Source organism: Nostoc sp., from assembly GCF_036917935.1.
In the GTDB taxonomy this organism is placed as follows: Bacteria; Cyanobacteriota; Cyanobacteriia; order Cyanobacteriales; family Nostocaceae; genus Nostoc.
Genome location: NZ_JBALEL010000036.1, coordinates 15,190 through 33,307, shown reverse-complemented (window position 1 = coordinate 33,307; position 18,118 = coordinate 15,190). Strand labels below are relative to the sequence as shown.

The following is an 18,118-nucleotide window of genomic DNA, read 5'->3' as shown; positions in this document are numbered from 1 at the left end:
GTCAACTTAACGTGAAACCCGCTTGGTAACAACGTTTTGCCCTCACCCCCCAGCCCCTCTTCCCAAGGGAGAGGGGAGCTAGACATTCAATTCCCCTTCTCCCCTGGGAGAAGGGTTAGGGGATGAGGGCTTAAGTTGACACCTATGAGTGCTGCCCCCTACTTCCTCCCCATTCCCCAGATATGCTTCAGATTTTTCTATAATAATTAAGTCGTTCCCGTCATCGAAACAGCCTGTGACTACCACTCCCCTATCTCCAAATTCAATTGCTCAAGTTCCAGATACGCTAGGCCGCTTTGGACGCTTTGGCGGTAAGTATGTACCTGAAACGCTCATGCCTGCCCTTGCTGAATTAGAAACAGCTTATCAGCAATACCGCAATGACCCTGGTTTTCAAGCAGAACTACAGCAGTTGTTACGAGACTATGTAGGACGTGCGACCCCATTGTATTTTGCTGAACGCCTGACTGCTCATTATGCCCGACCCGATCGCACCGGGCCACAAATTTACTTAAAACGTGAAGATTTAAATCATACTGGCGCTCACAAAATCAATAATGCCCTTGGTCAGGTATTGTTGGCGAAACGTATGGGTAAGCAGCGGATTATTGCTGAAACAGGTGCCGGACAACATGGAGTTGCTACAGCCACAGTTTGCGCTCGTTTTGGGCTGGAATGCATAATTTACATGGGCGTTCATGACATGGAACGCCAAGCTTTGAATGTATTCAGAATGCAACTAATGGGGGCAGAAGTGCGTCCAGTCGAGGCGGGAACCGGAACTTTGAAGGATGCTACTTCCGAAGCAATCCGAGATTGGGTGACGAATGTGGAAACGACTCACTACATCCTGGGTTCGGTAGCAGGGCCCCATCCTTACCCAATGATGGTACGTGATTTCCATGCAGTAATCGGCGAAGAAACTCGCGCCCAAGCAATGGAAAAGTGGGGTGTATTGCCTGATATTCTCTTGGCTTGTGTGGGTGGTGGTTCCAATGCAATGGGACTATTCTATGAGTTTATGAATGAGTCTTCTATACGCTTCATTGGGATTGAGGCAGCCGGAGAAGGTGTCAATACCGAAAAACACGCCGCAACCTTGACAAAAGGACGAATTGGTGTATTGCACGGAGCTATGAGCTACCTGCTGCAAGATGAAGATGGGCAAATCATTGAGGCACACTCAATTAGTGCTGGGTTAGATTATCCCGGTGTGGGCCCAGAACATAGCTATTTGAAGGATACTGGTCGCGCCGAATACTATAGTGTGACGGATGCAGAGGCTTTGGCGGCATTTGGGCGATTGTCAAAATTGGAGGGGATTATCCCAGCATTGGAAACAGCCCATGCGATCGCTTATCTCGAAACTCTCTGTCCCCAGCTAACCGGCAATCCTCGGATTGTAATTAACTGCTCTGGACGCGGTGATAAGGATGTACAAACAGTAGCCAAGTTATTAAATCCTGCGTAAATATAGCTCAAATTCCTGAGAGGAAGCAATGATAAATCAACAATTCCAACACGCTATGCTACCGCAACCCACTCACGACGAGTTGGCACGCCAAAACTTTGTGCAAAGTATGAAAATGCACATTTTCAGGAATCTCTTTCCTGGTAATAAGGTAGTTTATGAAAAACTAGGCAAGCCGAAGTTTGAACAAGAACATCAGCGTCCTCCCCAAAATCGTTATGAAATTCGGGAAGTAATGCAGCACGAACCCTATTACCGCTGGACTAGTGCCCTCAAGCGCATCAACCAGGAAATGTTATGGGATGCTGTAAATGCCAACGTTGATAGACAACTGCCAGAATTGATTGAGCGTGCCAAAGATAAGGGTCGTGAACTGGGTACTTTAACCCTCGACCCAAATTTTCAAATACCTACTCATCAAAAGGCTGTAGACATTCACTGTATGCCCGGAGGATATCACAGTGAATTCACTGCTGATGATGTCGCAGCCGGCGCAACCTACGATCGCGGCGCTTATGTTTATGGACTAGGTTGGTTAGGGCCGCTCAACGATGATATGGGGCTATCTATAGTCCAAAACTACCTCCTACCAGAGTATCCCGACTTTAAACCGAAGAAAATTCTCGATATGGGATGCTCTGTCGGCAATAGCACATTACCTTATGTGGATGGTTTCCCAGATGCAGAAGTCCATGCCATAGATGTAGGCGCATCTATGCTGCGTTACGCTCATGCAAGAGCCGAAGACTTAGGAAAACGGGTACATTTCTCTCAGCAAAATGCCGAACACACTAACTTCCCCGATGAATCATTTGACTTAGTGGTTTCTCACATTTTGCTGCATGAAATCCCCCCGTCATCTGTGCGTAAAGTTATGCAAGAGTCTTATCGTCTACTGGCTCCCGGTGGCATGATGATCCATGTAGAAGCACCCCTGTATCGTCACATGGATGTTTATAGACAGTTTATTTATGATTGGGAAACCGCTAACAACAACGAACCTTTCTGGAGTGCTGTACGCGATTTAGATTTGGTGCCGCTAGTTACTGAGGCTGGTTTTTCAGCAGATAAGACATTCGAGAAATTTGTCCCGAATGGGGCATGGAAAGCCAAAGTAACTAATGGCCTGGTTAAAAATGGTAACTCAGGCAGCCAAGACACCTGGTTTGTGGTTGCTGCAACTAAGTAAGCGTTAGTAATGACGCTCTCTACGAACGCGAACAGCGTGTCGCAGACAGACGCTAAAAGCGTAGCTTGCTTCCCTGAAAGGGTACGCGGACTCGCTACCTAACGTAATTCGTAATTGAGGAAGTCAGATTTTCTCTGGGTTTCCTCCTTTTGTATGTCTAGTCTTATTTTTGGAGAATTGGTATTAGGATGACAAAAATAGCTAAGGGTAAACGACCTGTTTACTTAGAAAATCCGCAAACTGATAAATTATTCGCGATCGTCATGGCTTTGACTGGTGAGGTGTCCGTGCTGCATGAGCGGCTAGACACCATTGAACGGTTGCTAGAGGTTAAAGGTCTTTTATTGGCTACTGAGATTGAAGCTTACGAGCCGGATGCCAAAGTAACTAAGGAACGGGAACAGTGGCGTGCAGAATATATTGCACGGGTGTTGCGCGTGGTACAGGAAGAGTTAGAAACCCTCAACCAAAGCTAGTTGAAATCACGCAGGAATTTTGCTGAAGAAATCCATGCCATTTCTATCCTAGATTCCGTATCTTCAACTATCACAATCGGTTATTACTGGTTTTTAGACGTAAAGAAAGCTATTGAATATACTTAGAAACAGTAAAATAGCTGAATTTTGAAGATGAATAAGCGTAATATAGAACTAAAAAATTTAAAAAATCTAGTAATTACACTAGATAACACCCTAAGTACAGAAGATGGAATAAAAACAATCATACTAATGGTAGAGGACAATTTTTTATTAAGTAGCACTATTTTGTCGTAAGATTGTGGATTTAAACGTTTGCTGGTAGTTTTTGAACATAAAACGGTACAAATAGAGCTATATAGACCTATAAGCAATTTGTCACATTGATATTAGTTGGTTAGATTGTCTAAAAGTTTACTTCCAGCAAATGATCAAATCAATATTTTACAGCGTTACTTTAGGCACTTTCTTTCTCAGTAGTGGAGCGATCGCTACTCCTGTAACAAATCCAGCTTTTACGCCGATGTCTTTAAGTGTATCAAATAATACTGTTAAAATTGCAGCATATAGCATCGACACTGCTACTCTAGAACAGTCGATTTTTAACCAAATTAATAACTACAGAGTTTCCCAAGGGCTACTAGCACTAACTCGTAATGCTGCCATCGATAATCAAGTTAGGATTCACAGTCAGAACATGGCTAATGGTACAGTTCCCTTTGGACATACTGGATTTTCAGAACGTCTTAAAGCAACCCGTGTTTCTTACAGAGCAGCGGGTGAAAATGTCGCTTTCAACCAGGGATATACTGATCCTGCCACAATAGCTGTTCAAGGGTGGCTCAAAAGTCCAGGGCATCTTGCCAATATCAGAGGTAATTATGATAAAACAGGGATTGGTGTCGCCAAGAACAGTCAAGGCGGAATCTACTTCACACAAATCTTCATTCGCTCATAAGTTTAAGGCGATGTGCAACTTAATATTCTGACCTCACTCCATTCTTCTCTCCTGCAAAAAGAGAGGCTTTGAATTCTAGTCATTCCCGATTACGCAAGGGGGCTGGGAGGTTAGGTTTGAGTAAAAATTGCACACGGCGTTAGATTTAGTAAAATTTAGGTTTTTTCTCAAATTCCCCAGACTTCAACCTGTTAAGTAGTGGGACAAAAATATTTACAGTCATTGTGTAATTAATTCTGTCTGACTACTTAGCAAAGCTTTTGCTAGATATTGAACAATGTAGTTTCAATGACATTTGTCTATCGAATACTACATGATTTTTTTAGTAATCCATGAAAATCTTAAATTCTCAGCAAAATTAACCCTGATTTTCATGAAGCTGACCTATTGAAGTACTGACAATTGCAAATGATTGTTTGTGTTACTTCTAAAGGATATAGCCAAATTGCCGAAATTCATCAATCCTTAATAGTATCGTGGTGCATATCCTCGGAACAATAAGGTAGAGTAGAAGTCTTATATCTCTACACATTACGCAATTCTCCATGTTCCGACAAACTGCTTTTGGCATCGCTTTAAGTGCGCTTGTCCTTGCTAGTGGATTAACGACAGTTCCGATACCAAATCATACTTCTACGAATACATCCACCCGTAATAAGCTGTTGTCGCTTTTTTCCAGTCAGGTTGCAATATCGACTCCTACTTTTAAAACTACTGAGCTAGAAAAATCAGTATTTGACCAAATTAATCGATATCGGGCTTCTAAAGGGCTACCAAAGTTGACCTTAAATGCAAATTTAATTCGACAGGCAAGAATTCATAGTCAAAATATGGCTAAAGGCAAAACCCCATTTAGCCATCAGGGATTTGAAAAGCGAGTCAAAGCTATCCCTATTCGCTACAACAGTGCGGCGGAAAATGTTGCTTTCAATCGGGGATATAGCAACCCCGTAGAGGAAGCTGTTACTGGTTGGATCAACAGTCCCGGACATCTAAAGAATCTTAAAGGAAATTACAACCTGACTGGAATTGGCGTTGCTACTAATAATCAAGGCGAAGTCTACCTGACACAAATGTTTTTTCGCACTAGGTAGATTTAATTTCTGATTTTTTTGCACAATAATAATGTAGTGTCTGACAAGACTTTTATCTGCTGGACACTGCTATTATTTTTGAAAAATTGATGACATTACCAGATTTTCAGGTGAGCGATCGCGACCTCAGTGACGCAGCCCTTAGCCAGTATTTAGAATCTACGGCGATCGCAGTTGATACAGAAACGATGGGATTGTTGCCGCTGCGCGATCGCTTGTGTCTCGTCCAACTGTGCAATCTAGAAGGGAAAGTGACGGCAATCCGCATCGCCAAAGGACAAGCTGACGCCCCCAACTTAAAAAAACTTTTAGAAGCAGTCAATGTCGTGAAAGTGTTTCACTTTGCTCGATTTGACCTTGCCACTTTGCGAGCCAATCTGGGGATTCAGGTAGGGCCGATTTTTTGCACCAAAATTGCCAGTAAATTAGCCCGTACTTACACAAATCGCCACGGACTCAAAGATGTGGTACAAGAGTTAGAAAAAGTGGAACTAGATAAAAGCTCTCAAAGTTCTGATTGGGGTAACGCCGTTAGCTTATCTGAAGCTCAACTAAGTTATGCTGCCAATGATGTGCGCTACTTACTTAGTGTGCAGCAGAAGCTAATACAAATGCTCAAACGAGAAGAACGCTGGCAAATTGCTCAAGAATGTTTTGAGTTTCTCCCAACGATAGTTTCCTTAGATTTGTTGCAATTTAAGGATTTGTTTGAACACTGATCGAATAGGGAATCGGCAGTAACTAGAATAAATTTCCAAAGCTCGGCGATCGCGGCTAGTGATATGTCAAGTTGAAATTGATAGCTAAGTTCGTAGTAAGGACTAAAGCCGTTATTTTCCAAGCACTAAAGTGCTTACTACAAACCCTCATGCTAAGTTCTTTTTTGCCTAAGAGCCAACATTGGAATCATCATTGTCTCTAGGAGTTTTAGATTCACTAGCAGCTTCCTTGAGCTTACTGGCTCCCTCTTGAATGCCTTCCTTGAGATTACTTGCTCCCTCTTGAATGCCTTCCTTGAGGTTACTTGCTCCCTCTTGAATGCCTTCCTTGAGGTTACTTGCTCCCTGCTTAATAGCTTCCGTTGCGCTAGTACCTCCCTTTTGCAGATTTTCTTGGTGGTTTTTTAGCCGATCTACAACATTGTAGTCATCTGCACCTGGGGGAGTTTTTGATTCAACAATACCTTCTGTTGGCCCACCGATCGCCTTCCATGCGGCAAGACCACCTTTGAGTTGGGAAACATGCTCAAATCCATTAGAACGCAGTTGTTGTGCGGCTTGGGCAGTTTCTTGTTCATTGGCACCGTAAAGGTAAATATCACGGCTCTTATCCAAAGAAGCTACTGCACGCTCTACCAATTCATCTGCTGGCATGGGCATTGCTCCCATAATGTGACCTTCGTTGTAGGTCGTGCGATCGCGCACATCCAGGATTGTAAAAGCTGGTTCGCCCCATTCCAGACGAGTCTTCAGGGTATGAGCATCAGATTGTGCTTCTATTGGGGGCTGTGGGGGAATGATGCCGCCGACTAAATTGTTAACCATAATTTTTCCTTGGTGACGATATTAATAGCAATTTAGCGAACTGAACATATTTAATTGCTCTTTCTCTGGTATGAATATCCTCAAACTCTCTCCTCAGATAGATGGAGTTATTTCCCAAAATTCTACCAATTAATCAATTGCAAATAATGCCATTTGAGAGTATGGGCAGACAATCTTTCCTATAAATCTAATTAAATATATTTAAAGTTTATGTTTTTGATATTTCAGTCATTTAGACATTTTTAATGTTACTAAATTCCTCATAAATTGACAAAAGCATTAGTTTAAAATGAAAAATATTTAGCGATGAGTATAGTAATTGCATATCTTTTTAATATCAGCGATCGCTAATATTAATGTCTCCTCAATCTCCTGTTGCACTTCTGGAGTTACATAAGCAGCACTATTGAGGCAATCCACCAGCAATTTATTGACATCGTAATATTGCTGGAGCAATTCTTTTTGCTGTATTCAATTTCTTTTTCTGGCCACTGACGCCTTTATTCTGTCTTGTTAAAGCTGTTTTTGCTGCCCTTATACCTTCTAGTGATGCTTTCAGTCCTTGCGTTGTCATCGTCTCAGGCTGAAACTTGTAGTGTAGTATAGTATATGCTTAAGAGGATAGCTACATGTAAATGCACCAGGGTAGATTTTCGTAGACCTTCTTCAAGAGAACATACCTATTGGCTAGAGTACAGTCGAGTAAGTCGGAGTTGAGAATCTAGATTGGCTGATAAGTTAGTTTGTGAGCCTTTGTAGAGACCTAATCAATCAGGGAGTGCGTTGCTCTTTTAAAGTTGTAGCAATTGCCCTCGCTTCTGCATGTGTCTTTGCACTATTTGCGGTTACGGAGATGGTTTTTAATTACACTTGTCCTACAATGTAAAAATTTAGCATTCTACAATATAAATTCAAAATCATCCAAAAATCATCCGATAATTACACATTTTATCAGCATGATGATGGCTGAAGTTTTCATAAGCTTGATGGAAAATTAATTGTACACAAGTACTACAGTCGCGATCGTACTCAGCAGAGACGCGCGTGAATACACTCTCAACAGAAACACGTAAAGTAAAACTGGCGCAACAGCGAATCGCCCAATCTACAATAGGCAACATTATGGTTATGGTTACTGCTACTACTCCCAAAATTCTGATCGTTGATGATGACTTCGGGGTGCGAAATCTCGTCTATCGTTTTTTAAGTCGGAAATATCAAATAGAGTCGGCAGCAGATGGTAAGACTGCCTTATCGTTGTTTGAACAATTCAACCCAGCTTTAGTAATTCTGGATTGGAATTTGCCGGATGTTACTGGTTATAGCCTTTGCCAAGAAATGCAGAGTCGTACTAATGTTTTAGTGCTGATACTGACTAGTAGAACTGACGAGGCTGATAAAATTAAAATCTTAAGTGCAGGTGCTGATGATTTCATGACTAAACCATTTAGTCTTGCAGAGGTTGAAGTTAGAGTAGAAGCTCTTTTGAGGCGGATACGCTACATCAACCCCTCCCCAACACAACGCATCGTTTTTAAGCAGCTAGCAATTAATCCAGAGGGTCGGGAGGTAACACTTAACGATAAAACTCTCGCCTTGACAGCGCTGGAATTTAATATCTTACATTTTTTGGCAAGTCATCCTAATCAGGCTTGGAGTCGTCCACAGCTAATCCAAAAAATCTGGGGTTGCGACTACGTAGGAGATGGCCGGGTGGTTGATGTGCATATTGGTCAGCTTCGCAAAAAGATGGAAGTCGATCCCAGCATACCGGAGTTTATTAAAACTGTGCGGGGTTATGGTTACAAGTTTGAAGCGCCCGATGAGATTACTAATTCGTAATTCGTAATTCGTAATTCGTAATTCGTAATTAATCAGTACTTGCACTATTGTTTACTAATGGAGACAAAAAAGCGCATTTAGGCATGGGGTAATAATTATAAATTATCATGACATCTGACTTAACTAAATACTTTTACTGAGGCTTGACTGTATAACTTGCGTTAATTTGGGACGTTGATACAAACGGATTTGGTGATTTTGTGTCTGCTCAAGCCTCAGACAGTAACTTTATTGCTTTTAATATATCGTCTCAAAATAAGTTCCAGAAAAATCGAAATGTACAGAGCTTAACCGACTTATGCCAAATGGGTAGCGTTGTGGCAGCAGTGCTTACGGATTGATTACCAGCCAATGATTCATACTAGCGCGATCGCAAAGCATCATAACCCTTCACTACTCATCCCAGAAATTCTCAAGTATCAGGTGAAAGAGTCAGATTTGGTGGGTGATAGGGAATGGTTTTTAGAGTTAACCCGTCAACTGCATAAAACTAGAGCGATCGCTGTTGGGGGTATACTCAGGCAGTATATGCGCGAATTAGAAGAGAAAAACCAAGACCTCATTGATGAAAGTGAAGAGACGAATGAGGTAGATGGGAAAGTTTGTTTTTCCGATGGGAGCGCAGATTACAAAGATTTAATATAGAGTGATAACTAAGATTAGTCAAGATACTCACTACAACTGGTACATAGCTGTTGAACCTGAGAGTGGAGACTATTTGACTGATAGAGATGAATTAGCTGCTATAAATAAATCTCGCCAGCACTACCCGAATGCTCCGGTGTTCATATTTCGGATTATAGCTTTTCCTAATCAAATGAAGTAGATCATAGCCCCCTCATCGCTTGCGGGGAGGGGGTTGGGGGTGGGGTTCTTGTACCTCACTCAACTGATAACCGCTATAATGAGACAGAAATAGCTGGCACAATATAATTCAAGGCAGCTTTGGTGATGAGTAGCAGCTATTTTTTGAAATAGATTTTAGAGTCATTGCAACGAATAATTAAATTTTAACAAAGTTTGGGGTTCAAATCCCCAGACGCTAGAAGCGAACGCGGACTCGCTAATGCAAAACTTAATTACGAATTACGTTAGCGCAGTGTTAGCGAGTATTCGAGCGTCATTACGAATTACGAATTATTTAACTAGAACTAGCTAGAGAAAAAGCTTCTGCAAGCGCTTTTGGTAATTCAATCAATACGAAATAATTGCTAGGATATAAATAGTCTTCACCTGATTCATGAATAACTCTAATCATTCGGTGCTTAACAGCATCAGAATCAGGAACAGTCTGGTAAATTTTCCGAATTTCTAAAGAAGCAGGATAATCTTTGTTGATAATGCAAACAACATATTGAGTTTCTGTGTTCGCTGACTGCATAACTACTCCTATAGAAAGCGTTTGATTTTGATTTCTTTCTTACCAATTCCGTGGGCTTCCTACCTGTGTAACTCAGTTTCATAAATGCTTCCGTCGTCTAAACTAATGGTTGCAAAGCCTTTAAGTTTCCGCTACCGTCCTGAACCATAAGTTTTACGCAAGCGTTCTAGTTCACGAATGGAGTTACCAACAGCAATTATTTCAATATTGGTGATGTCTCCGATAATTTCAAAATTCAATTAAGCATTATTCAAGAGTAAATATTGCAACAAAGAACTTTTAACTACACCCCACCGTCAATCTTTGACTAACCAACTCAGCCGCTAAATGTATTGCTGCTTTCATACTCGTAGCATCAGCAATTCCCTTAGCCGCAATATCAAACGCTGTTCCATGATCTGGTGAAGTCCGAACGAAAGGAAGACCAATAGAAGTATTAACTGCCCGATCAAACGCCATCAGCTTCACAGGAATTAAGCCTTGGTCGTGGTAAAGTGCTAAATAAGCATCAGCCGGATTTTGGACTAAAGAATTTCCATACCAAGCTTGACCAGGTTTAACCCACATCGTATCTGGCGGTATCGGCCCATCTAGTTGCAATTGTGGTCGATTTTGCCGTTCTTGCTCTAACCAGGGAATTAGCCAATCCTGTTCTTCACGCCCAAGTTGTCCCTGTTCGCCACTGTGGGGATTTAACCCGGCGATCGCAATTCTCCCTCTATCTATACCAAAATCCCTCTCCAAACACTCCACCAGCAAATCCAATTTCTGTGTCAACAACTGCGGTGTCAACACATCGGCTACTTGACGTAGGGGAATATGTGTGGTAGCAAGTAAAGTACGCAGTGTCCAACCAGTATGGGGCGATCGCGCTACGAATAACATCCCAAAACGGTCAACACCTGATTTTTCTGCCAAAAGTTCCGTTTGCCCTGGATAATTATACCCTGCGGCTTTCCAAGCAGATTTAGCGATCGGCCCGGTGACAATACCATCAAATTTACCAGCGAGTGTTTGAGCGATCGCATATTGCATATACGCAAAACTAGCCGCACCACTCGCCCCATTACCTATTCCTGGAATAATTTCATCTTTAATTTTCCCATCTAACTCCACATCACTAACTGACAACTCATCTGGATTTGCCAAAGGTGCAAAATTCTCAGTTAAATTCAATTTGCGATAAGTCTGTGCCAGCAAATCCCCGTTACCCACCACTGTAACGTCATATTTTTTACTAATTTCTGGATCTGCTAAAGCTTTCAAAATCACCTCCGGCCCAATCCCCGCCGGATCTCCCAGCGTCAGCGCCAAACGCGGGCGATTTTCTTTTACAAAATTTATTAAACTACCTTGATTATTTTGATACATAAAATCTCTTCATAATTATTATCATCAAATTTTTCCAATTTCCCCATCTCTCTCCTGGTGACAGTAGGGATTGCCCCCCGAACCAGTAGGGATTACCTGCTAAACTAGTTTAAAATTATTTACACAGGTCTAATCCGACAGCAGCTATTGAAAAGCTTCTGGTAGACCTAGTTTACACACCACTTTGCATAAGGAGAATCACACTAATGGGCGGCGAAATTTTGAATGCAGCTCTATTGTCTTTCGGTTTAATCTTCGTGGGCTGGGCCTTAGGCGCGTTGTTACTGAAAATTCAGGGCACAGAAGAATAATTGAGTGCTGAGTTAGGAATTAAGAGTTAAGAGTTATAGCCTTTCCTAATTATATTAGGTACATCATAGTCCCCTCTCGAAGAGCAGGGAGGGGGTTGGGGGTGGGGTTCTTCTATCTCCACTCAACCGAGAACCGCTATACTATTCTCCCCACTCCCTTTTTCATCGAAATGAGAAAAAAGCTTGTCCGTTAACCGGACAGCCCTTTTCCCATGAGTCTATCCAAATAGATTGATTTTCTGAGAAAAGATGTAAACTTTTGTTTGCATAGGTTATTCTGATAACATTCTTTTCATAAAACATTAAAATTTATTACGACCCTCATGACATTATTAATCGTCGGTGCAACTGGCACCTTAGGAAGACAAGTGGCTCGTCGTGCTATCGATGAGGGGTATAAAGTACGCTGTCTTGTCCGCAGCAGTAAAAAAGCAGCTTTTCTCAAAGAATGGGGTGCAGAACTCGTCCCCGGAAATTTACGTTACCCCGAAAGCCTAGCGGAAGCTTTAGTTGGTGTAACCCAAGTTATTGATGCGTCAACATCTCGCCCTACAGATTCACTAAGTATCAAACAAGTGGACTGGGAAGGCAAAGTAGCATTGATTCAAGCAGCAAAAGCAGCGGGTGTAGAGCGTTTTATCTTCTTTTCAATTTTAGATGCTGATAAATACCCAGAAGTGCCGCTCATGGAAATTAAGCGATGTACAGAAATCTTCTTGGCTGAGTCGGGCTTGAACTATACCATCTTGCGGCTAGCTGGGTTTATGCAAGGGTTAATTGGTCAGTATGGGATTCCCATTTTGGAAGCACAGCCAGTTTGGGTAACAGGTAATTCTTCTCCCATCGCCTATATGGACACTCAAGACATTGCTAAGTTTGCGATCAAAGCATTGAGTGTACCAGAAACGGAAAACCAAGCTTTTCCTGTAGTTGGTACTCGTGCATGGAGTGCAGAAGAAATCATCAACTTGTGCGAACGCTTATCTGGAAAAGATGCCAGAGTAACGCGGATGCCAATAAACTTGCTGCGTGCTGTTCGGGGCTTAATGCGGTTCTTTCAGTGGGGATGGAACGTAGCGGACAGGCTAGCGTTTACAGAAGTATTGGCTAGTGGTAAACAGTTAAATGCTTCAATGGATGAAGTATACACAGTGTTTGGTTTAGATCAGCAACAAACCACAACCTTAGAAAGCTATCTACAAGAGTACTTCAGCCGAATAATGAAGAAGCTCAAAGAGGTAGACTACCAGAAAAATAAAAATAAAAAGCAGAAACCTAAAAAAACTCCTTTTAAACAGTCTTCAAAAGCCAATAGTCAATAGTCATTACAAAACAGACATTAGTCGTTAAACTCTAGACTCTGGATATTTGACTCTAGATTAATGACTACATGACCAAAAATGTGTAAGGATTAAATAATACAGAGCATCGCCTAAACTTGGATATTTGAGTGTGCCGAAAGCAGGCATTATCTACAATGACGTTAAACCGATAGCGGGCCGTGTCGCTATCGAGTTGAAAGACAAGCTAACCGCAGCCGGTTGGAATGTATGTATCACATCGAGTATTGGTGGGATACTGGGCTACCCTAACCCGGAGAGTCCTGTGTGCCACACCCCCATTGACGGTTTGACACCCCCTGGTTTTGACTCAGATATGGAGTTTGCAGTGGTCTTAGGGGGAGATGGCACTGTTTTAGCAGCGTCTCGTCAAGTAGCCCCTTGTGGTATTCCACTACTAACAGTGAATACCGGCCACATGGGATTTTTAACAGAAACTTTCCTGAATCAATTGCCCCAAGCACTAGAACAGGCGATGGCGGGTGAGTATGAAATTGAAGAACGAGCCATGCTCACCGTCAAAGTGTTTCGGGGAGATTCAGTACTATGGGAAGCCCTCTGCTTGAATGAAATGGTGCTGCACCGGGAACCTTTGACCTCTATGTGCCATTTTGAAATTGCCATAGGGCGTCATGCGCCAGTAGATATTGCGGCGGATGGTGTGATTGTTTCTACACCTACTGGTTCTACAGCTTACTCATTGAGTGCTGGTGGCCCAGTGGTGACTCCTGGCGTACCTGTTTTACAGCTAGTACCCATTTGTCCCCATTCCCTAGCTTCTAGAGCATTGGTATTTCCAGATACGGAATCGGTCAACATCTACCCAGTCAATATTCCTCGGCTGGTGATGGTAGTAGATGGCAATGGGGGGTGCTATATCTTACCAGAAGATCGAGTATACATGGAGCGATCGCAATATAGTGCTAGATTTATTCGGCTACAACCGCCTGAGTTTTTCCGAATTTTGCGAGAAAAATTAGGTTGGGGTTTGCCACATATCGCTAAACCAACTTCGGTAGAATTGCCGTAGGCATATTGGGGATTGGGCATTGGGCATTGGGGATTGGGCATTGGGCATTGGGCCTATCCGTAAATTAGTTTTAACCCTCTGATTTATAAGGCTTAGAGATTGATTCGCGGATATGTCTATTGGGAATTGGTGATTGTTCTTTACCCATGCCCCATACCCAATGCCCTAGTTATTAAGATTGCATCGGAGAATTCGATGGCTGACACCTGAACGTGCTAAAACATCCTTAGCTGCGTGTCAAATCAGATTGCTTCATCACTAAAAACTCGTAATTGCACTTTATAACTGATGTAAAGATTTTCTCTGGAATATCTTTACAATCCCAAATCCAATATCCCAAATTGTTATGACAGTTGCTCAAAGTCCCTGTGTTTTGGTGATTGAAACCGATGAGAGCCTTGCAAATCAGCTTTCTTGCGATTTGCAAGAAGCCGGTTATGAATCAATTTTGGCTCATGATGCAGCGAGTGGTTTACAACACTGTCGCGATCGCCAACCTGCTTTAATTGTCTTAGACCGGATGCTAGCAGGAGAATCAGGACTCTCATTGTGCAAAAATATGAGAAGCACTGGTATGCGATCGCCTGTATTGATTTTAATGGCAAGGGATACAGTTGATGATCGTGTAGCTTGTCTAGAAGCTGGAGCAGATGATTACATCCTCAAGCCTTACCGCTCAGAAGACTTTTTGAAGTTGATTCGCCTCTACTTAAAACCCGATGTGGATACCACTGAGCAATTACGCTTTGGGGATTTAATTTTAGACATAGCAACTCGCCGTGCCATACACAACGGACGACCAATTGACTTGACAATGAAGGAATTTGAACTATTAAAATTCTTAATGGAACATCCCCGTGAGGTGTTAACCCGCGAACAAATTCTAGAAAATGTTTGGGGTTACGACTTTCTGGGTGAGTCGAATGTAATTGAAGTGTACATCCGTTACTTGCGGTTAAAAATCGAAGATGAAGGTCAAAAGCGCCTGATTCAGACAGTACGAGGTGTAGGGTACGTTTTAAGAGAATCCTAGTATACTGTCTTTCCCAGTCTGAGACTGGGAATGCACATTTGGAGGGCTGATGCCTCCTACCCAAGGCGTTTTTCTGCCTACAGCACTGTAAAATTGAAGTCTAAATTACAAAATCGAAAAATTATATGAGTCGTCGGCTAAGTTTGCTCTCGATGTTGCTGAGTATCTTCCTGATGGGTTGTTCTATGCCAACAACAGCTAAACCTCCCAGCCTCACCCCTGGTTCTCAAACTCCAGCACCAGAGACTCTAGGTCAGACACTACCAATTTCTGCTAAAGCCATTGTTCCTAATGGCACAACGATTCAATTAGAGGTAGCGCAGACACCACAACAACAAGAGATGGGGTTGATGTATCGACCAGCTTTGCCAGATGACCGAGGGATGTTGTTTGGGTTCCCTTCAGCACAACCAGTCAGTTTCTGGATGAAGAATGTACCTGTACCTCTGGATATGGTATTTCTACATAAAGGTGTAGTTAAATATATTCAGGCTGCTGCACCTGCTTGTGCAAGTGAGCGTTGTCCTACTTATGGCCCCAATACACCAATCGATAAGGTGATTGAACTTCGCTCTGGAAGAGCTGCCGAATTGAAGTTGAAAGTGGGCGATATGATCAAAATTGAGTTTTGAGACTCCGGTGCTTGGCAGGGATAAAGATTTGGGTGATTGCTCTGTTGAGAACCTATACGGTCGAAATATATGTTGTTTCTGTAAAAAATGTCACTTTATGTGGTAAAACAGTCACTTGTAACGCTACTATTTAAAAACTGTGGTAATCATCTAAAATTCTACTGTTTCCAACCTGAAATCACAGTCTTAAGGTTTGGTTGCAAAAATATTCCCTTGGGCGCAAGTGTAAATAGTCGCCAATAAGAGAGTATAGGCTATGGAATCTTTGTTACTACCTGTGTAATTAAATAAAGCACAAAAGTAAACAAGATGGAGGCAATTTAACTAAGTAAAAATACTGCTTGACAATCGAGCAGATAGTTTGTACGAAAATTCCTATTTCCCAGACCCTTTATGAGAAGCCTGTCTTGAAGGCAGATCAAAAAAACTGTGCTGGGGTGTATGGCCGATAACGGCACAGGGACAGACAAAATACTGGCTACTGTCTACCGAGCAATGGTGAATTAATATATGACAATACATTCTGCACAAGGAGGTGAGATACAAATGTCACCATCAAAATATTCTCGACTGATTCATTTTTTGCAAGAAGATTTGGCAATTTCCACAGCATCGCTGGCGGTGGCGCTTCGGCATCGCGAGCAAGACCCAGGCCCTTTGGCAATGATTCTTTGGCAGTATGGGTTGATTACTCTAGAGCAGCTAGATAAAATTTATGATTGGCTGGAGACGGCATAGGTTATACCAATTTGGGATTTGGGATTAAAAGTTTCTAGCAAATGCCTGTTACCGGAATCTCAAACAATACTATTTATGCTAATTTGGTATAATACTAAGTTGCCAAAGTTAGTATTGTTTGGTGTCAAAGACTCTGTACGACTCTCTTCAGAGCAAATAATCCTATCTAGGGCAACTTGGTGTCATTTAGGAGAATTGAGGCATGTCAGATCAACTCTACCTTATGCAAAGGTTGATATATAGCTCTCTTAACTCTGACGGTTTTTACTCATTTATATACAAATTAAAAGAGCGAGTTGATAATTTAACTCGCTCTTTTGATTTAGTACTCAGGACTGACTAAACACTCTAACTGCTGCTGCTACACCAGAACCAGGGGTGAAGTCTTCGTAGCCAAGTTCTCTGAGGGTAACTTCTAAGGATGCTATACAGCTGAGGATATCGCGATCGCTCACAAAACCCAAGTGACCAATACGGAAAATTTTGTTGCTCAAATGGTCTTGACCACCAGCAAGGGCAATATCAAAGCGTTTTTTCATCACTGACCGAATCTTATCCGGTTCAATTCCCTGCGGTGCTACAGATGTAATCGCCGGACTAGCAGAACTATCTGCTGCAAACAGGGGTAAATTTAACCCTTGAATGGCGGCGCGGGTAGCATTTTTGAGCCGTTCATGTCGAGCAAATATTGATTCCAAGCCTTCCTCTTTCATGATTCGTAACGTGGTGTGTAACGCTACGATCAAGTTTACGGGTGGAGTAAATGGAGTTGTATTTTTGGCTGTGGCTTTGCGATATTTGCCTAAGTCCAAATAATATTTCGGTAGCTTCGCAGTTTTGTAAGCTTCCCAAGCTTTGGGACTAACAGAGACAAAACCCAATCCCGGCGGAATCATATAACCTTTTTGGGAACCGGAGGCGACGATATCCAAACCCCAAGCATCCACAGGTAGATTGAACGCACCCAAACTAGTGACGGCATCAACGATAATTAAAGCTTCACCGTGTTCTTTGACATAGCGGTTGATGGTTTCTAGGTCATTCAACACACCCGTCGAGGTTTCGCTGTGGGTAATGATTACGGCTTTGATTTGCTTTTGAGTATCTGCTTGGAGTTTTTCGGCAAATACTGCGGGGTCTAAGGGTTTTCCCCATTCCACCTTAACTTCTTCTACATTCAAACCGTAGGCTTGACCAACTTCTACCCAGCGTTCACCAAATTTACCATTAGAGCCAACTAAAATGCGATCGCCTGGAGAGAGAAAATTAATTATTGCGGCTTCTACAGCACCCGTACCACTGACATTCAGCGTCAGCACATCACTTTGAGTTTGGTGCAGCCACTTCAGGTTTTCTGTCACCTCTGCCAATATGTTGCTAAATTCACTAGTACGATGCCCAATCGGATGCTTGGCTAATGCCAGTAAGGCAGCTTCTGGCACTGGGGTAGGGCCTGGAATCATCAGCATCAGCTTATCGTTCATGTGTCTATCCTAAAAGTCAAATAAAAGTCAAAATTGTGGGAACTTGGTTAAGTCTGATCGCAAATCCTAGATATTCATCTACAAATTCCATTCAGATCGTCACCAGCCTTGTTGTATATTTTCCAAATTTATAGGAAAAGTATCGTGGAGTTAATGAGCGGTCAGCTTGACCTATGCAATTTATACCAGACTCCAACTCAAATAAAACCTCTGTTCCAGGCAAT

18 protein-coding genes and 1 pseudogene are annotated in these 18,118 nt (G+C 42.3%); 14 read left to right on the top strand and 5 right to left on the bottom strand.

Features of this window, described 5'->3' with window-relative positions; genetic code table 11:
• The first annotated feature begins 235 nt into the window (after positions 1 to 235).
• From trpB to V7K62_RS14825, 6 genes are all read left to right on the top strand, one after another.
• Positions 236 to 1,471 carry a tryptophan synthase subunit beta gene (gene trpB, locus V7K62_RS14850; protein ID WP_334865159.1) on the top strand — a complete coding sequence of 412 codons (1,236 nt, stop codon included), beginning with the start codon at positions 236 to 238 and terminating at the stop codon, positions 1,469 to 1,471.
• A 28-nt stretch (positions 1,472 to 1,499) separates the two neighbouring features.
• The gene (locus tag V7K62_RS14845; protein WP_334865157.1) at positions 1,500 to 2,660 is read left to right on the top strand and encodes a class I SAM-dependent methyltransferase; all 1,161 of its coding nucleotides are present in this window, start codon (positions 1,500 to 1,502) and stop codon (positions 2,658 to 2,660) included.
• A gap of 188 nt (positions 2,661 to 2,848) precedes the next feature.
• Positions 2,849 to 3,136 carry a hypothetical protein gene (locus V7K62_RS14840; RefSeq protein ID WP_334865155.1) on the top strand — a complete coding sequence of 96 codons (288 nt, stop codon included), beginning with the start codon at positions 2,849 to 2,851 and terminating at the stop codon, positions 3,134 to 3,136.
• 427 nt (positions 3,137 to 3,563) lie between these two features.
• Positions 3,564 to 4,094: a CAP domain-containing protein gene (locus V7K62_RS14835; protein WP_334865153.1), complete on the top strand. Its 531-nt coding sequence runs from the start codon at positions 3,564 to 3,566 to the stop codon at positions 4,092 to 4,094.
• Positions 4,095 to 4,639: 545 nt separating this feature from the next.
• Complete coding sequence (locus V7K62_RS14830) at positions 4,640 to 5,188, top strand: CAP domain-containing protein (protein ID WP_334865151.1); 549 nt, start codon at positions 4,640 to 4,642, stop codon at positions 5,186 to 5,188.
• A gap of 89 nt (positions 5,189 to 5,277) precedes the next feature.
• Positions 5,278 to 5,907 (top strand): ribonuclease D, encoded by a 630-nt coding sequence (locus tag V7K62_RS14825; RefSeq protein WP_334865149.1) that lies wholly within the window; start codon positions 5,278 to 5,280, stop codon positions 5,905 to 5,907.
• A gap of 378 nt (positions 5,908 to 6,285) precedes the next feature.
• Here the strand turns inward: V7K62_RS14825 and V7K62_RS14820 are convergent.
• Both V7K62_RS14820 and V7K62_RS14815 read right to left on the bottom strand, forming a co-directional pair.
• Positions 6,286 to 6,732 (bottom strand): annotated as a pseudogene (locus V7K62_RS14820) (rhodanese-like domain-containing protein); the annotation flags it as partial.
• A gap of 300 nt (positions 6,733 to 7,032) precedes the next feature.
• Complete coding sequence (locus tag V7K62_RS14815; protein ID WP_334865147.1) at positions 7,033 to 7,188, bottom strand: NACHT C-terminal helical domain 2-containing protein; 156 nt, start codon at positions 7,186 to 7,188, stop codon at positions 7,033 to 7,035.
• 666 nt (positions 7,189 to 7,854) lie between these two features.
• Between V7K62_RS14815 and V7K62_RS14810 the strand changes: the two genes are divergently transcribed.
• Positions 7,855 to 8,574: a response regulator transcription factor gene (locus V7K62_RS14810; RefSeq protein WP_334865260.1), complete on the top strand. Its 720-nt coding sequence runs from the start codon at positions 7,855 to 7,857 to the stop codon at positions 8,572 to 8,574.
• 351 nt (positions 8,575 to 8,925) lie between these two features.
• Positions 8,926 to 9,219, top strand: a complete 294-nt coding sequence (locus V7K62_RS14805) for a protein rep (RefSeq protein ID WP_334865145.1) — start codon at positions 8,926 to 8,928, stop codon at positions 9,217 to 9,219.
• A gap of 496 nt (positions 9,220 to 9,715) precedes the next feature.
• On the opposite strand, the gene V7K62_RS14800 is transcribed toward V7K62_RS14805, so the two are convergent.
• Positions 9,716 to 9,955, bottom strand: a complete 240-nt coding sequence (locus V7K62_RS14800) for a hypothetical protein (protein ID WP_334865143.1) — start codon at positions 9,953 to 9,955, stop codon at positions 9,716 to 9,718.
• Positions 9,956 to 10,234: 279 nt separating this feature from the next.
• A complete protein-coding gene (gene pdxA / locus V7K62_RS14795; protein WP_334865142.1) occupies positions 10,235 to 11,326 on the bottom strand; it encodes a 4-hydroxythreonine-4-phosphate dehydrogenase PdxA in 1,092 nt (363 codons plus the stop codon).
• Positions 11,327 to 11,532: 206 nt separating this feature from the next.
• Here pdxA and petM point away from each other — a divergent pair, with 206 nt between their 5' ends.
• From petM to V7K62_RS14765, 6 genes are all read left to right on the top strand, one after another.
• The gene (gene petM / locus V7K62_RS14790; RefSeq protein WP_292752220.1) at positions 11,533 to 11,637 is read left to right on the top strand and encodes a cytochrome b6-f complex subunit PetM; all 105 of its coding nucleotides are present in this window, start codon (positions 11,533 to 11,535) and stop codon (positions 11,635 to 11,637) included.
• A 323-nt stretch (positions 11,638 to 11,960) separates the two neighbouring features.
• Entirely contained in the window at positions 11,961 to 12,959 is a 999-nt protein-coding gene (locus V7K62_RS14785; RefSeq protein WP_334865141.1) for an SDR family oxidoreductase, read from the top strand.
• A 130-nt stretch (positions 12,960 to 13,089) separates the two neighbouring features.
• The gene (locus V7K62_RS14780; RefSeq protein ID WP_334865139.1) at positions 13,090 to 14,007 is read left to right on the top strand and encodes an NAD(+) kinase; all 918 of its coding nucleotides are present in this window, start codon (positions 13,090 to 13,092) and stop codon (positions 14,005 to 14,007) included.
• Positions 14,008 to 14,353: 346 nt separating this feature from the next.
• Complete coding sequence (gene nblR / locus V7K62_RS14775) at positions 14,354 to 15,040, top strand: response regulator transcription factor NblR (RefSeq protein WP_334865137.1); 687 nt, start codon at positions 14,354 to 14,356, stop codon at positions 15,038 to 15,040.
• A 125-nt stretch (positions 15,041 to 15,165) separates the two neighbouring features.
• Positions 15,166 to 15,672 carry a DUF192 domain-containing protein gene (locus V7K62_RS14770; RefSeq protein ID WP_334865135.1) on the top strand — a complete coding sequence of 169 codons (507 nt, stop codon included), beginning with the start codon at positions 15,166 to 15,168 and terminating at the stop codon, positions 15,670 to 15,672.
• Positions 15,673 to 16,182: 510 nt separating this feature from the next.
• Entirely contained in the window at positions 16,183 to 16,410 is a 228-nt protein-coding gene (locus V7K62_RS14765) for a DUF2949 domain-containing protein (protein ID WP_334865133.1), read from the top strand.
• Between the two features lie 329 nt (positions 16,411 to 16,739).
• Here the strand turns inward: V7K62_RS14765 and V7K62_RS14760 are convergent, their stop codons facing one another.
• Entirely contained in the window at positions 16,740 to 17,894 is a 1,155-nt protein-coding gene (locus V7K62_RS14760) for a pyridoxal-phosphate-dependent aminotransferase family protein (RefSeq protein WP_334865131.1), read from the bottom strand.
• Positions 17,895 to 18,118 lie beyond the last annotated feature (224 nt).

What these genes read in the sequence shown, in the direction of transcription:
- V7K62_RS14845 (WP_334865157.1), top strand. Translation starts at nt 1,500, where the DNA reads ATGATAAATCAACAATTCCAACACGCTATGCTACCGCAACCCACTCAC.
- V7K62_RS14840 (WP_334865155.1), top strand. Translation starts at nt 2,849, where the DNA reads ATGACAAAAATAGCTAAGGGTAAACGACCTGTTTACTTAGAAAATCCG.
- V7K62_RS14835 (WP_334865153.1), top strand. Translation starts at nt 3,564, where the DNA reads ATGATCAAATCAATATTTTACAGCGTTACTTTAGGCACTTTCTTTCTC.
- V7K62_RS14830 (WP_334865151.1), top strand. Translation starts at nt 4,640, where the DNA reads ATGTTCCGACAAACTGCTTTTGGCATCGCTTTAAGTGCGCTTGTCCTT.
- V7K62_RS14825 (WP_334865149.1), top strand. Translation starts at nt 5,278, where the DNA reads ATGACATTACCAGATTTTCAGGTGAGCGATCGCGACCTCAGTGACGCA.
- V7K62_RS14810 (WP_334865260.1), top strand. Translation starts at nt 7,855, where the DNA reads ATGGTTATGGTTACTGCTACTACTCCCAAAATTCTGATCGTTGATGAT.
- V7K62_RS14805 (WP_334865145.1), top strand. Translation starts at nt 8,926, where the DNA reads ATGATTCATACTAGCGCGATCGCAAAGCATCATAACCCTTCACTACTC.
- V7K62_RS14800 (WP_334865143.1), bottom strand. Translation starts at nt 9,955, where the DNA reads ATGCAGTCAGCGAACACAGAAACTCAATATGTTGTTTGCATTATCAAC.
- pdxA (WP_334865142.1), bottom strand. Translation starts at nt 11,326, where the DNA reads ATGTATCAAAATAATCAAGGTAGTTTAATAAATTTTGTAAAAGAAAAT.
- petM (WP_292752220.1), top strand. Translation starts at nt 11,533, where the DNA reads ATGGGCGGCGAAATTTTGAATGCAGCTCTATTGTCTTTCGGTTTAATC.
- V7K62_RS14785 (WP_334865141.1), top strand. Translation starts at nt 11,961, where the DNA reads ATGACATTATTAATCGTCGGTGCAACTGGCACCTTAGGAAGACAAGTG.
- nblR (WP_334865137.1), top strand. Translation starts at nt 14,354, where the DNA reads ATGACAGTTGCTCAAAGTCCCTGTGTTTTGGTGATTGAAACCGATGAG.
- V7K62_RS14770 (WP_334865135.1), top strand. Translation starts at nt 15,166, where the DNA reads ATGAGTCGTCGGCTAAGTTTGCTCTCGATGTTGCTGAGTATCTTCCTG.
- V7K62_RS14765 (WP_334865133.1), top strand. Translation starts at nt 16,183, where the DNA reads ATGACAATACATTCTGCACAAGGAGGTGAGATACAAATGTCACCATCA.
- V7K62_RS14760 (WP_334865131.1), bottom strand. Translation starts at nt 17,894, where the DNA reads ATGAACGATAAGCTGATGCTGATGATTCCAGGCCCTACCCCAGTGCCA.